Here is a 15224-nt window from a genome sequence, read left to right on the forward strand (position 1 = left end):
GAGGGTTGCATGCAACTAAAACTACTTTCCGGATTGATATCGCCCTTCCGGCTCAAACAACGATGCTTCGAATGACGATTGCCGTCGCATCTCGAACACTGCGTCTGCAGGTTTCGCTTGATTGCACTTGATGGCTTGCAATTCTCTAGAGATTTGCAAAGGGCCAGCGAGCGTCTGGAATCTCGCATTGCGGTCGGGTTGCAGATTTTCTGACAGTTCGTGACAATCAGCGGTCGCGCCAACACTTCCAACGGGCAGCAAGAAACGCGAATGTCTCAAGTTATCAAGGTCACGCAGCTTGCTTCTGTCATAATGATGGGGCTCCCGGAGCACCCCTGCTCGACGACCCACTCGACCTCAGACGCTCAAGAGACCCGTTCCGCCCGATCCACGCCCTCGGGCGCAACGGGCATGCTGAATTGAAAAACGGCTCCGCGAGGATCATTGGCGCCCGCCCACATTCGGCCCCCGTGCGCCTCAATAATAGAATGGCAAATGGCCAGCCCCATGCCCATACCTTCGGATTTGGTGGTGTAAAACGCCTCGAACACGCGCTCTGCGCTGTTTGGATCGAGTCCTGGACCCGTATCCCGAAAAGCGACCACTACATTATTCGAGCCATCAGTCCGCGTAGCGATCAGTAATTCGCGCTCGCCTTCGTTGATCTCGCTCATGGCCTCGATGGCGTTCGTGATCAGATTGAGAATCACCTGCCGCACCTGAACGCGATCTGCTCGAACGAGCGGCAACGCCTCAGGCCGTCGGGTTCGCACCCACACTTCATGTTTTGCGAGTTCCGCGCCAACTAGGGCCAGCACCTCTAAGATCACTTCGTCAATTGCAAGAAGCTCCGTTTGTATCGGAGCCTTATTCATAAGAGCGCGGATCCGGCGGATCACATCCCCCGCGCGCATACTGTCACGGACAATCAAACCGAAGGTCTGCCGAACCTCTTCCAGATTTGGGGGTTGAGCACCGAGCCAATTTAGCCCTGCCCCCGCATTGCTGCTGATCGCCGCAATCGGCTGGTTCACCTCATGGGCGATCGAGGCGGCCAGCTGTCCCATTGTCGTGATCCGATTGGCGTGTGCAAGGCCCATCAGAGTTTCGCGATAACGTCGTTCGCTTTCACGGGCTTCGGCTTCCACTTTCTTTCGCTCTGTCAGATCGAGGACGAAGCCAACACCGTGGTCCTGTCGCTCATCGAATACGGCGAGGCCAATTAGCACCGGCACGCGGCTGCCATCCTTCCGAATATACTCTTTCTCGAACTGCTGAACAGCTCCGGTTCTTTTTGCTTCTGTCCGAGCATCCATTGTGCGCTCGTGCCATTCTGGAGGCGTCAGGTCGAGACCGTTCACTCGCCCTGCGAGAAGATCGCTTTGGTCGTATCCAACCATCGCGAGGAAGGGTTGATTTGCCTCGATGATCTCGCCCCCTTTCCGGATGATAAAGATTCCGATGACGTTAGCGTCGAGTAAGCGCCGGATTTTCGCCTCCCGTTGCTGCACTTCGCTGTACAACCGACTGTTTTCCAGCGCTGTTGCAGCTTGAGAGGCAAGCATTTTCAACACCGAGTTGCGCGCAGCTGAGAATATGCGCGGGGCGAGATTATTCTCCAGATAAAGTACGCCGATCAGCTTGCCTTGCGTGATCAGCGGCAGGCAAAGAATAGAACGCGATTTGCGCTCGCGGATATACGGGTCTTCCGCAAATGAAGGCTGGGCGGCAGCATCTTCGAGAATGACGTTTTCGCGGACACGTAGGACGAAATGCAGCACGGACTCGGGAAGAGCCATCGGAGTCACGGGCTGTTCACCCACCTTTACAAGCAGCGCATCCGCTACCGTTGTAGCTTCCGCCTCGATCCGTGGCTCGTCCCCATCCAGCAGAATCAACAAACCTCGCTCGGCGCCAGCCTGCTCAATGGCAGTCCGCATAAGCGTGTCGATGAGCTTTTGAAGCACAATCTCGCCGGAAATCGCCTGCGACACTTTTGTCACCGTCGCCAGATCAAGATGCTCAACCGGAGCTCCGATCCTCATGCCATTCACGGCAAGAGTGGTCTCCTCATGGTTGAGATGGGGATTTAGCTCCTCGAGTTGACGCACCTTACCATCCGCTCCCCAACGAAGATAGCCATGCCGGGCGTCCTGCAGGTAAACCCGGGAGATCCTGTCAAAGCCGCGCGCTGCATAAAAGCGCGCTGCAAGTTCACAAGCGACCCCCTCGTGATGGGCGAAACCGTTACGTCCTGCGGTCTGGATTGAATGTTCGTACAGCCGCATTGCGTCCGCATCCCGGCATTCCAGCCTCGCAATTTCAGCCCTGACCAAGGAAGCCCGATTGTCAAAGTTTTCGGGGCAATTCGTGACCCATATCTGCAGCTGTCTGTGATGGGCATCAATCATTTCGCGATGTTGCTGTTGTTCGCTTTCACACAGCCTCTCGCAGTAACAGGAGAGAGACAGCGCGCCATAGAAGTGAAATTCCGCGATCAAGGACTCTGTCGGGATGGTCCACAATCGGGGCTCTGCCTTCGAGCGAGCAGCAATAGCTGCAGGATAATCGCCGGCCAGAAACCGCGCCTGAAGTTTGCGGATCCAGTAGACGGTTTCGCTCGGTGACAGCTCCGGACTGCGTTCAAATGATCGCTCGATGTCCTGCTCGTCAAATTGCTGATCATCGAAGGAACCGAATGAGCGCGTGAGGCCGCGCATGGTTCTAATAATTGCGAGCTGTGCAGTCATGGCATCAGCAGCAAACTTGACCTTTCTGTTCCGTATCGTAGCAAGGCTCTTCTCTATCTCGTTCTGCACCTCTTTCAGGGGATCTCCTGCCATCAACATATTTGAGGTTAGATGAACCAAGCTGTACGCCTCATAGATGAAATCGCCGATGCTGTTCGCAGCTTCGAGCGCTCGCCGGATCAACACTCGTCCGTCCCTCAGGGGCTTCGTCCACGGGATCACGTTGCCTCCCATCGCCAAATAGACCGGAGCCCGAAAACGAGAGAACTCACCGCGATCAACCAGATCGCACGCAAGACGACCAAATTTATCAGCCGCTTGGTAGTCACCGAAGCGGCCGGCCGAGATTCGGCCCAGCCATGCGTAGTGGGTACAAGACGCATCAGTGTTGCCGTATTCGAGGCTGATGCTGACGGCTCTGCAGATGACCAGAGCGGATATATTGGCGTCCGTGAAACCTGCGGGCGGAAGAATCCGCGTCAAGACGGAAAGCGTGGCAAGCGTGGTCTGATCTGTCATTTCAGGCAAACCAGCAAGCTCCTCGATCGCGTCCGGCAGACGTGACCACATCCGCTGATATTCGGTTAGTGTTTCTTGGTCCGTCGGATGCCGCGACCACTCGATCCCGACATCGCGAAGATATTCGAGACCTATGAACACCGCTCGGCCGTGCTGACCGAGCGTCAAGTAAAGATCGACCCGCAAACATGCGACCGTCGCTCGTTCGGGCGCGCTCAAAGCGCGCTTCGACAGCGCAGACAGGAGGCACTCCGCAACCTCCAGCCGGCCTACCAAGCATTCACATTCGGCCCGACTGGTTTCCAGTGCGAATGCGAGTTCGTGGCGCCTTTGCCACGAATCCTGCGCGAGCAGCGCAGCACCGACGGTGAAATATGTCAGTGCCGAGGCGTAGGCCGCCGACGCCCTGGCACGCTGCCCTGCGATTAAATTAAACTCCGCGAGCTGCTCTCGCTCCTGACCGGAAGCGATGAGCGCGACACCTCGATTGAGTTGACTGACAACATCGAAGATAGCCTCCTCACGTTTGTGCGCAGGGACATGTGCCGCAAGCATCCGACCGATCCGCAAATGGGCAGGAGCGCGCGAGGATTCCGGCACCAGCAAGTAAGCCGCCTCTTGAACGCGATCGTGGACAAAGCGGTAGACTGTTCCCTGGCGCGAGACCAGTTCCTGCCGGATCGCTGGCCATAGCCTCGCCTGCACCTGTGCCTGTGACGTTTCGAGCACGATCGCAAGCTCTGCCGTCTCGGCCATGTTGCCGAAACAGGCCAGCTGTTGCAGCGCGTCCTGCGTTTCGTCGGGCAGCCGGATGAGCTTACCAAGCATCAGATCGACGACGTTCTCGGTGTACGCTTTTGCGTGAATGCGCTCGAGATCCCAACGCCAGCGCGCCGGCTCGTGAGCGAACGTTAACAGCTGCTCTTCGGCAAGTTCAGACAAGAATTGAATGGCGAAGAACGGATTGCCCATCGTCTTCTGATGCACCAATTTTGCAAGCGGGGCAGCGCGTTTTGGTCCGCAGCGAAGAGTGTCCGCGACCAACTGCGCGACATCGTCTGCAGTGAGCGGCGACAGCGTGATCTCCTCTAGATTTGCGTCGGCTCTCCTGATGGACTCGAGCTTGCGTTTGAGTGGATGGCCTGCATCAACTTCGTTGCTGCGGTAAGCTCCAATGACGAGCAGGTGCAGGTTCGACTGGGTCAGAAGATCCTCGATCAGGTCGAGGGTTGCGGCATCGTGCCACTGCAAATCGTCGAGGAAGAGCACCAATGGATGGGTCCGCCGGGCGAATGCACCAATAAAGCGGCGAAGCACGAGCTGGAAACGATTTTGCGCTTGCCGGGCTGGAAGCTCAGCAGGCGCGGGCTGCTCGCCAATGATCAGGCTCAGATCGGGGATCAATTCGACCATCAGCCGTCCATTCGCGCCGAGCGCCTCCCGGAGCGCTTGCCGCCAGGTCGCGAGTTCGCCCTCACTTTTGCTAAGAAGAGGCCGCACAAGACCCTGAAAGATTTGCACTAACGTCGCATAGGGAACATCGCGCTTCAGTTGGTCGAATTTGCCTGATGCCAACAGTCCGCGCGAGGGCACGAGTACTTTGTGTAGCTCCTGGACAAGCGAGGACTTACCGATGCCGGAGTAGCCGGCAACCAGCACCAACCTCGGCGCGCCGCTCTTCACCGCGCGATCGAAAGAGCCAAGCAAGGTCTCGATGTCGCGGGCTCTGCCATAGAGCTTCTCGGGGATGAGCAACCGATCAGGTGTATCGTCTGCGCCGAGCTCAAATGTGTCGATGCGACCGTGGTTGGCCCATGCTGCCAGACAGTGTTGCAGATCGTGCTCGAGGCCAGCGGCAGTCTGGTAGCGGTCCTCGGCGGTTTTCGCGAGGAGTTTCATCACAATCTGAGAGATTGGCTCCGGGAGGTTTTGCGATTTCTCGACAGGCGGTGTTGCTTTTCTTGCAATATGACAATGGACCCACTCCAAGGGATCTGAGCCCGTGAACGGCAGCGCGCCGGTCAGCATCTGATAGAACGTCACACCAAGTGAATAGAGATCACTGCGACAGTCGACTGAACGATTCATTCGTCCGGTCTGTTCGGGCGCCATGTAGGGCAGCGAGCCGGCGATGAACTCGGCAGGCTCAGGCGGCACACGCTCGCGGGAAAGTCGGGAAGCCAAACCAAACCCGGTGAGCCGGACCTGTTCGTCAGGACAATTGACCAGAATGTGAGCGGGTTTCAGGTCCTTGTGGACGAAGCCGTGCTGGTGAAGCTTGCCCACGGCCCTTGTGATACCAACAGCGAGGCGCAGGAAGCGCTCGGGCTCCATGCGGATCCCGAGTAAATTTAACAATGGCTCGCCGCATGGATCCTGCAGGACCAGCATCGTCCGACCAGCTTCTCGGATGAGTTCCAACGGCCGCACCGCCCATGCCTCGTCTAGCTCCTCCCTCAGCTCACATTCATGGGCGAGGCGGTCGAGCGTCGCTGGGTGTTCCGCTATGGGCCTCACGACAAGCACGACAGCCCTGCTGCCGTGGTTTTGCTGGCGCCACGCACGGCAAAACGCGCGATCACCGTCCTCCCACAGGGGCTGGATGTCACTGTCGACATTTGAGCCGAACAGAGTTCGGCTGAGGGAATCCCGCGGCATTTGCCCGCCCAATATCAATAAGGATTGAGCCAGAATCTGACACATATGGGGCGAGCTTGTGAAGGGACTTCGCACGGGGCGAGTACCGATCAAGGCCGCCAAAGACTGGACCGCCGCAACCAAGATGCGACTTACACACCCAATACGTCACCGCCTGATCGTGTCGATCCAGCCCAATCCCGCGCGCAGGCAGGCCTGCACAGCATCAGCAACGGCGTTCCCGCCTAGGGCGTATTTGGGAATCGTGCGATGTGGACTGCTCAATGAGGTCCTGCGTCAGCTATGCTGCCACTGATCGTCTCGGCGACGATCGCGGTTCTCAGGCGCACCCGAAATTAAGGCCACCGAAGCCGAAGCGGGATGGAGAAAACTCGCTCGGTTACGGCTTGCGGTGGATCGTAAGGAACGTGATCAGCCGCCGGGACTCGCAATCTGCTCTTATCTGTTGGGACGAATAGCCGCGGGGCTGATCGCTATGCTACCCGAGAGCTTACGTTTTCCCGAATGCGGAATTGTCAGGAGCGCTGCCTCGGAGCGAAAACGAAACGCAACACGAAAAAAGGCCTTGAACCCCACTTAACCTCAGGTTGTAGCACTCAGCTCGCGAGCTTACGAAGTCTGTCTCTTCACGGGAGAGACGATAGAGCCGAGAGATATCTCGCTGCTTAAACCGCTTCAAGCAAGGCGTAAGCTATCCCAAAAGCGGTGAAGATAATTGCAATCAAAACGAAAGACGGCGGAACGCCTCTTGTCGCCGCGCTCACTGTGACAACATTTATTCAACCTGTGCGGACGAGAACTTTGCCGGATCGGACTTTTGCCAATTCGATAGATCTACACCAGGATCGTACAACGTGCACGCTAGGTACGAAGACGCAGGGAGTCACTACTACTCTGCCTTGCTGAGCGAGCCTCAGTTTTGCCACGCTGGTTGCTTCATTGGAGGCAGCATCACCACGGATGTACTGGCGATGTGGGGCGAACCCGGCGCGCTTTCTTCTCGACGGAGTGCGTCGGGCCGCCTTTAATGACACTACCTCGGCTCTATGCCCTTGGCGGATCGATGAGCTACTGGCAGGTCTGACAAGGGCTTCAGGTTGACCGCTCGGGGCGCGTTTTGCCGTTCCTATGTAGGTCAAAGAGCTAATCTTCAACTCCGGGCACGGTGATGTCCGCCAATTCTGGTAGGAGAATGATTCTTTCGCTGGATCAGCGATTGTCTGGCTGATGCAGGAGAGCAAATGCAGCTGGCTTTTGCTGGTGAAGGAAGCAACGAGACGAACGAACGTGAGCGCCCCTCCAACAGCGTGAGTTCGAGCGCATTCCTACAAACATGATGACGGAAAGGACTTGAATCGCACCTTGCGTCAGGTTGTACGAAGCCGATGCAAGGTGCTTTCCCCGAGCTCGCCAAGACGCAACTCACAGGCGCTCTGACGACGGAAAAGAAGTGTTCATGTCCTGATGCCGCTGCTAGTCGTTCTGGTTTCTATTTTCCTTAGTACAGGTGCGATAGTTTACGCCTCTTGCCGATCGCAACGCCGACGGGATCTGCGCGTGCACAAGCACAATCGCGCCAATTCGCTCAGCTCGCGCCCCGGCGTTCAACGACCAAGGCGCCGGGCATTCTGATCCTTCAGCCGCAAAATGAGTCGTCCGCTGCAGCCCCACTCGCGAAGGCCAGGCGACACGCGCCGCCGTGCTAAAGCAAGCGCCTCAAGTCCTGGATTAGGTGCTTCTCGACCGGCTGTTGATCGATTTGATCGATGCCACGGGGCCGGTCCAACGCGCCGGGATAGACGCGAAAGGCCGTTCTCGACCACTCAAGCGGTTTTTGCTAGACTTTCCTGTAATGGGTTGGGTGCGAACGGCGAACCAGTCACGTATCTCGAAAATCTCAAAGATTCGTCTGCGCCAAAGGCTGCGCACCTCAATCAGCGGTCGTTGTTACGAGACAATTCTACTTTAAACCGTACAAATGAGGCTCTTATCGTGACCAAGCGCTCTGAATCGCGGAAGGAAGCCGCAAATGTTGTAGGGCCGGAGGTGAGGCCGAGCGTCCTCGTCGTCGACGATGACCTCTCGATGCGCGAATCCCTGGTCAACCTATTTCGTTCGATCGGTCTAGATGTCGTCGCTTACGGAACGGCCCAGGAACTGCTGCAGAGCGAGCTTCCTGATGTTCCTAGCTGCCTCGTCCTTGACATCAGGCTGCCAGGATCGAGCGGGCTTGAACTCCAGAGTGAGTTAGCCAAACTGAAGATTCACATTCCCATCATTTTCATCACCGCTCATGGCGATATTCCGATGACCGTCAAAGCCATGAAGAGTGGAGCAATCGATTTTCTCAGCAAACCATTTCGCGATCAGGAACTGCTCGATGGCGTAGTCGCAGCTATCGAACAGGATCGGAAGAGGCGGGGTGTAGAAAAGGTGGTCGGGAGGCTGCAGTCCTTGTTTGAGGCCCTAAGTCCACGAGAGCAGGATGTCATGAAACTGGTCGCCGCCGGCCTGTTGAACAAACAGGTAGCCGCGGAACTCGGGCTCGCCGAAATTACAGTAAAAATCTATCGCGGGCACGTGATGAAGAAGATGGGCGCTCGATCGCTAGCCGATTTGATCAGGATGAGTGAGAGGCTTGGAATTGGCACCGACCGTTCCAGGGTACAAACCTAAGTATGATTTTACAATTTCATCGAACACGCGCACCCTTCAGCTGGCTGTCATGCTTCTGCCACCGCCTTCGCCCAACTAGAACGGGGTGTCTTGTCCAGGTATTCAACTGTTTCCGTTGTCGACGACGATCCTTCGATTCGTACCGCACTGAACAACCTTTTGAAATCGCAGGGCCACGTCGTTCATACGTTTGCGTCGGCTGAGGAGTTCTTGCGGTCGTCTCAATTGAAGAACACGTCCTGTGTCATTGCAGACGTGCAGATGCCCAGGATGAGCGGCTTTGAACTTTTGGAACAGATGCGGGGCCAGGGCCACGCCGCGCCATTCATTTTGATTACTGCCGTCGCGGATGATCGTACGCGAGCCCGTGCGTTGAGCGTCGGTGTAGCTGGCTTTTTCGCCAAACCCTTTGCCGGTCTGGAGTTGATAACCTGCCTCGATGAAGCGCTCCGCGAGCATCGTGGCGGCACGGACGCGTGAAAGACGGGGAGGCAGCAGTCTCGACCACACCGCGCCCGCGCGGCGCTTACGATATCGATCCATGTGCCGCTGCCACTGCTTACCTCGCGCCCGTGGCACCATGGCCTTTCCACCTTGCCGCATTCCTGTCTCTTGTGTTGTGCCTTCGGCCTCTTATCGAAGCACTTGCAAGGGCTCCTGACAAAAACGCCACCGGTATGATCGCGTAATCAGACGAGCAGAGGCCCTCCTCGCCCGCACAAAGGTGCGCACCAACGGCGATGCTGAGCTTAGGTCGAAAGTACCACGGCAGCGGCTTGCCAGGCAGGACCTCGCCGAAACGGGTTCACCCGAGCTTTCGCGAGTGCTCCACAGAAAGTCCGGCCCCGGTGTCTGTGGAGGATGACGCGCCAATCACAGCGAAATCACGCAGCCCTTCAAGACGATCTCTGCAATCACAAAAGGCTGCACGCCATGTTGAACTTGCGAGCGATCCACAGTGTGCACCGCGAGATTGGAGCATTCCATCCCAGTATCCTTCCGGCGGGCCGAAGCACCCGAAACTTACGCATCCGTTCCAGCCGTAACACTGATGACCCTGATCGATGCGATCTCAAGCCCTGCCTTCGCTACCGACGGGAGTGCGCCCTTTTGGGTCACCATGAAAGTTAGGTCCACTCTTTCTCCTTTTCAGGATTCATCCTAACGCAAGCTACCGCACGGCATGCGAAAATTCCTCGCGCGCCGGCTAAGCAAGCCTGTCCGCGAAAGACGACCTTAGCCAGTGGCGTTCGCTGGATGTGGAGATGCTACTAGACATAGTAGCTTCGTTCCGCACGGTTCTCAGCTAAATCACTGGAGCTGATTTTCAGACGCGCTAACGCGCAACCCAAAGGAGGTCGAAAGACGACTGTTCGACTCTCTTGTACGATGTTGGCCGCGCGCATGTTCGTCGGGCAGCTTTTCTTGTCGAGGAGACGATCACATGGTCGGAGTACACGGGCCGCGCAGAATGAAAACAGTCGAAACGCTCGAGTCGAATGTCCGCTCGTACTCACGTTCCTTTCCTGCTGTCTTCAGTCGGGCGCGCGGCTCGATCATGTTCACTGAGGGTGACCGAAAGGTCATTGACTTTCTGTCCGGCGCTGGAGCGCTAAACTATGGCCACAACAATCAGGAAATCAAAGCAGCAATCACCAAGTACCTGGAGTCGGACGGCGTCGTCCACGGCTTGGACATGGCCACTCCAGCAAAGGTCGAATTCATGGAGACTTTTAGCTCTGTCATCCTTCGTGAACGGAATCTTTCCTATCGCTTTCAATTTACGGGTCCTACGGGAGCTAACGCCGTTGAAGCAGCCCTAAAGCTCTCGCGTAAGATCACAGGGCGTCACAACGTCATTTGTTTCACGAATGGATATCACGGCCACAGCTTGGGAGCCCTAGCTGCCAGCGGTAACCGCTTTTACCGCAACGCCAGCAGCATTCCCTTATCCGGCACAACTTTCATGCCGTATGATGGGTATCTTGGCTCCGCTGACAGTCCGGCGGATTACGCGCGAAAGGTATTAGTGGACGAGAGCAGTGGTATTGACCTTCCCGCCGCCATTCTCGTCGAAACCGTGCAAGGAGAGGGAGGCATTAACGTCGCGGGTAAGGAATGGTTGCAGTCAATTCAGGCTTTGGCAAAAGAGGTCGGAGCTATTTTCATAGTTGACGACATCCAAATGGGCTGTGGTCGTACAGGCGAGTTCTTCAGCTTTGAGTTCGCTGCTTTGTCGCCAGACATCGTTGTGATGTCGAAATCGCTGAGCGGGTACGGCTTGCCGTTGTCGATGCTCTTGATCAAAGAGGCGATCGACGCATGGGAACCAGGCGAGCACACGGGAACGTTTCGAGGAAACAATCTTGCACTCGTTTCTGGCAAAGCGGCCTTGACCCTGTATTGGCGTAACCAGATGTTCTCGCAGCAGGTCCAACGCTTGGGCGCATTTATGCGGCGTCGGCTCGATGCTATCGCGCATCAGTACGGAAACAAGTTTGCTGTTCGTGGACGAGGCATGGTATGCGGCTTCGATTGCAAAACGACACAGATCGCAGAGGCGACGTCACATAAAGCGTTTAAGAAGGGCTTAATCATCGAGCGATGCGGAGCGACGGATCAGGTTGTGAAGTTCTTGCCCGCACTTACGATCGACCAAGACACGTTGGGACAAGGCCTAGACATATTCGAGGAGTCGTTGACCGAAACGTTGAATTCAGCCCAAGGAAGCTAATTTGTAGGCACACGAGACAAACTCGTTGCGCAACAGCATCGCCGCACAAGTCACTGGCGCGAGCTCCTCCTTGCCGAAACGTTCAGGAGTTTTGAAGCCGCGATTATGGAGGTGCCGCCTGAACGCCGATTCTGTCTGTGATCCGCTGAGTCGGCTGATGCGCGAAGAACGCCTGCTGCCCTCGATCCACAACAGTGAGTGCGAGCAGCACCTTTGAGCATAGAACCTCGCAATCGCGAACGACACTAGTGGAGCTGGCTCTCTATCAATCATCCTGCGAGTACGATCCAACTAAAGGCCGTCGCGGATGCACACCAAGCCACGAGCTGCACCAAGAGATAGCGCGACGAAAGTCGTCATGGCACGCGGGTTGACGGCATCAGTCACACGAAGCCGAACAAGCCAATCAAAACGGTTGGTCCTCGGCTTTTGCTCCAGAACTGCAGAGCACCGCTATCGGCGCACGCCCGTAGCACGTGCCGTAATCCCAATGTTGGCGTGCTTGCCGTTCCGCTATCAGAAGCCCCTCTTGGCGTGAGCACCTCGGCGTCAAGCGAAAGTGATGGACCGCATGCCAACTATGCTGGGCCAACCAAGGAAGCCCGACGCATCTGCCGGGTCTGAGATGCGTCGGGCCGAGTGGGAGACTGAGCGTGACAGTCTCCCTCCCGCAAACGCGTCTGCAAGTCGTATGCCGCGCCTATGCCGCTACGGCCGTGTGCGAAATTAGGGTATCTTGTCTTTGCCACAAAGTTCCGCGAGGCATTCAGAGATGCGCGGCCCACAGCTAGTTCGTGGGAGGCCTAACAAGCTGAGCCTATTCCCCTTCCAAAAACTCCCGCCATCGCCTTTCGTTTGGATCAAAAATGAGGCAGAAGAAGCGGACAACGGGCCGCCGGCTCCTCAACAACAGATATCTAGATGTTTGATACATTGCTACCCGTGACTCGAACGAACGTCCCCAGGTCGCGCACGGCAGAGGCATACGATCGAGATCTCAGTTTAGATTTCGCGAAAGGTGCACTCATTGTTTTGGTGATTGTTGGGCACCTGATCCAGTATGTCATCTACCGAGACGACGGGTTTTGGCTTTCGCCGTACTACAAATCGATCTATATGTTCCACATGCCACTTTTTATGGCGATAAGCGGATATCTTTCTGCTCGATCGCTGCTGCAAAAGCCGTTCACTCGAGCCGCCACCGACCGTGCGAAGCAGCTGTTGCTGCCGATGCTGTTTTGGTGGGCAATAATGGAGACAGCTAAGTTAGCGGCGTTGTGGCGCGCGACCAGCCTAACGAGCGGACTTTCGGAATTTTTAGACGATCTCGCTGGCACATATTGGTTCATCTGGGCCACGTTTATTTCCTACCTTCTCATCAAGATTTCTACCATGCTTACCCGCCGATCGTGGGTCATAGCTGGCTCAGCCATACTGGTCGCGCTCGCGCCTCTGACATTCTCCATATCACCGCTGATCAGATTTACTTACCCGTTCTTCTGCTTCGGCTTCTTGCTTGCTCAATCGGGAGAACGATCGACCAGTGCATTGCGACATCACAAGCCGCTCCTGATTTTATTTCTCTCAATTGTGACCTGCGTATGCTTTCTAGCTTGGGGTAAGAGCACCTATGTCTATAACAATCTTGGGGTAATTCACGACTTTCGGTCAACTCAAGACGTGCTTGTGATGTTTGTTGGCTCTGCAGCTGCGTCAGCAATCGCTATCGTACTCCTGTTGAAATGCTGGCGCTTTGGCCATTCAAATCGAATGGCCCGCTTTATCGCGGTGGAGTTGGGCCAGACCACGCTGCTGCTCTACCTGGTCCAGGGTACCGTGTTCCGTCTCATGGATTTCATACAATTCGGAGAGCTTTGGGATCTCACGACCCGGTTGATCATCGCGGGTGTGCTCGGGGCCGCGATCATTGCGATCGCCCTAACGATCCGCTCGATCGTTCGAGGCGTTCCATATCTGTCTCAGCTCGTCCTTGGAATGCCGCCACGCTCAGGTCTCCCGCAAGCCAAACCTGCAATGAATTAGCTGTATCCATTTGATCGTTTGAGTACGGCAGGTGCCGATAGCAACGACTTGTGAAGCCGCTGGAATAGCTTTCGAACCCAGATCCGGCGGCGACGGCGAGCCGCCGTCGAGGCGATGATCGGCATAAGAGCAACCCCATCGAGCGTGTATTGCTCTCAGTTGTATGGCACCGGCGAACTCAGCCCATTGCCGTCCATCCAAATACGGTCGAGTGCCGTGAGATTAGCTTCGGCTGTACCAATCGTCTAGCCGTCAGTTTTCCCAGATCGAAGCCAATCCATTCACACTCAACAAGATGGTTCTTCGACTACCTGAACCCGAGATCTCCCAGTCGTTCGAATCTCCGTCTAGACCCGCAGCTGCCCGAAGTAAAAGGCCCTTGGAAACCAACAAGCCGTTCTTGTTCGTTGAGGCGATTCGATTGCTCATCGCGAGCCTGTCTGCTTCTCACCGTCTCGAGACGGTGACGATCTCGATCGGAAGATTTAATTGAGATTAACGATCATGCGGCGCACGACCGCGCGTTGTTGAACTCCCGCGTCCAATGCATGCGACAATGGCTGCACGATGAAACAGCTTGCACACGTACTTTGCATGCCCGCGAAAATGCAAGCGTGCCGAGGCTTGGCGGGTTCGCCGGTTCGACGAGGTCTCAAATAAAGCCGGACAAGTCTCCCGGGATCTGGCGCAGAGACGAACCCGACCCGCTTCGCGGCACGGCCACCGTTTGGGAAGTCACGAGACGATCTGCCGAGATCCTCTTTTGGTCTCAACTCGGGCGGGTGCGAGGAAGGCACTCACTAACGGTGATAACGCAGGTCGTCGAGCTTTCGGCCAGGGCTAGATGACGATCGTGCGGCCAACGTATCGTCGCAGCAAGCCCCGCCTCGTTATCGGACTGGCGCTCCTCTGCAATGGCGCCGCGCAGTTCCCCGACCGTACTTGCTCGTTTGCATGTTGGACCTTGCACTAGCTTGACTTGGAAGGCGTCCAGTTTACGATCGCTCCGCGCAAGCCGTCCGGAAGCCGATATGACTCCTGCGCCTCAGGGAATGCTCCGCTACGGACATCAGCTGCCCAGCGCGAGAGGCCCTCCTGCAGCAGCTGATGGCCCTCTACATAGACACGCACGAATTTTGGATAATGGCTTCCCGCGAGCCCCAACACGTCGTGGAACACTAGAACTTGGCCTGAGCAACTTGGACCCGCTCCGATCCCAATCGTTGGTATGGTCAGAGATTCAGTCGCTCGGGCAGCGAGCTCAGCCGGGATGCCTTCAAGGACAAGAGCAAAGCATCCCGCCTGCTGTAGCTGGTGCGCATCGTCAAGCAGACGTAGGGCATCGTCCGCGTTCCGACCTTGCACCTTGAAGCCACCCATTGCGTTGACGCTTTGTGGCGTGAGACCTAGATGGCCCATCACGGGAATTTCGCAATTCACCAAGGCTCGGATCATCTCGACACGCTTACCCCCTCCCTCAAGCTTGACGGCGTCGGCGCCACGCTGAAGGAATCCTCCAGCGTTGCGTATCGTGTCGTCGGGACTGAGATGAAAGCTAAGAAACGGCATGTCAGCTACAAGCATGGCCCGAGGCCTTGTCCGCGCGACCGCCTCCAGGTGGTGGTTCATCATCGCCATGCTGACCGGTAACGTGTCATCAAACCCAAGGCATACGTTGCCGACGCTATCGCCAACAAGAATGACGTCGACCACAGGATCGGCGATACGTGCCGTTACCGCATCATAAGCCGTGGTCATGACGATGGCGCGCCTCTCCTCTTTGAATCGTTGCAGAACTGGAATCGTGACGCGCTCACCTGACAGCTGCGAAATGTGACTCATGT

At 56.5% G+C, this 15224-nt stretch carries 6 protein-coding genes; 4 read left to right on the forward strand and 2 right to left on the reverse strand.

From position 1 onward, the window contains the following. Positions 1-365: 365 nt before the first annotated feature. A complete protein-coding gene (locus ABIB91_RS21705) occupies positions 366-5927 on the reverse strand; it encodes a trifunctional serine/threonine-protein kinase/ATP-binding protein/sensor histidine kinase (RefSeq protein ID WP_354165424.1) in 5562 nt (1853 codons plus the stop codon). A 1992-nt stretch (positions 5928-7919) separates the two neighbouring features. Between ABIB91_RS21705 and ABIB91_RS21710 the strand changes: the two genes are divergently transcribed. The 4 genes from ABIB91_RS21710 to nolL all read left to right on the forward strand — a co-directional run bounded on the left by ABIB91_RS21710 (position 7920) and on the right by nolL (position 13380). Then, positions 7920-8603, forward strand: coding sequence for a response regulator transcription factor (locus ABIB91_RS21710; RefSeq protein WP_354165417.1), 684 nt, complete (start codon positions 7920-7922; stop codon positions 8601-8603). Between the two features lie 159 nt (positions 8604-8762). Beyond that, positions 8763-9083: a response regulator transcription factor gene (locus tag ABIB91_RS21715; RefSeq protein ID WP_502917011.1), complete on the forward strand. Its 321-nt coding sequence runs from the start codon at positions 8763-8765 to the stop codon at positions 9081-9083. Between the two features lie 991 nt (positions 9084-10074). Next, a complete protein-coding gene (ectB, locus tag ABIB91_RS21720; RefSeq protein ID WP_354165411.1) occupies positions 10075-11337 on the forward strand; it encodes a diaminobutyrate--2-oxoglutarate transaminase in 1263 nt (420 codons plus the stop codon). Between the two features lie 921 nt (positions 11338-12258). Next, on the forward strand, positions 12259-13380 hold the full coding sequence (gene nolL, locus ABIB91_RS21725; RefSeq protein ID WP_354165404.1) for a nodulation factor fucose acetyltransferase NolL: 1122 nt from the start codon (positions 12259-12261) through the stop codon (positions 13378-13380). A 969-nt stretch (positions 13381-14349) separates the two neighbouring features. On the opposite strand, the gene panB is transcribed toward nolL, so the two are convergent. Beyond that, entirely contained in the window at positions 14350-15222 is an 873-nt protein-coding gene (gene panB, locus ABIB91_RS21730) for a 3-methyl-2-oxobutanoate hydroxymethyltransferase (protein WP_354165822.1), read from the reverse strand. Positions 15223-15224: the final 2 nt, after the last annotated feature.

Source organism: Bradyrhizobium sp. JR4.3, assembly GCF_040547695.1.
In the GTDB taxonomy this organism is placed as follows: domain Bacteria; phylum Pseudomonadota; class Alphaproteobacteria; order Rhizobiales; family Xanthobacteraceae; genus Bradyrhizobium; species Bradyrhizobium canariense.

Coding starts and splice junctions, on each gene's coding strand:
- ABIB91_RS21705 (WP_354165424.1), bottom strand. CDS start 5,927: ATGCCGCGGGATTCCCTCAGCCGAACTCTGTTCGGCTCAAATGTCGAC.
- ectB (WP_354165411.1), top strand. CDS start 10,075: ATGAAAACAGTCGAAACGCTCGAGTCGAATGTCCGCTCGTACTCACGT.
- nolL (WP_354165404.1), top strand. CDS start 12,259: ATGTTTGATACATTGCTACCCGTGACTCGAACGAACGTCCCCAGGTCG.
- panB (WP_354165822.1), bottom strand. CDS start 15,222: ATGAGTCACATTTCGCAGCTGTCAGGTGAGCGCGTCACGATTCCAGTT.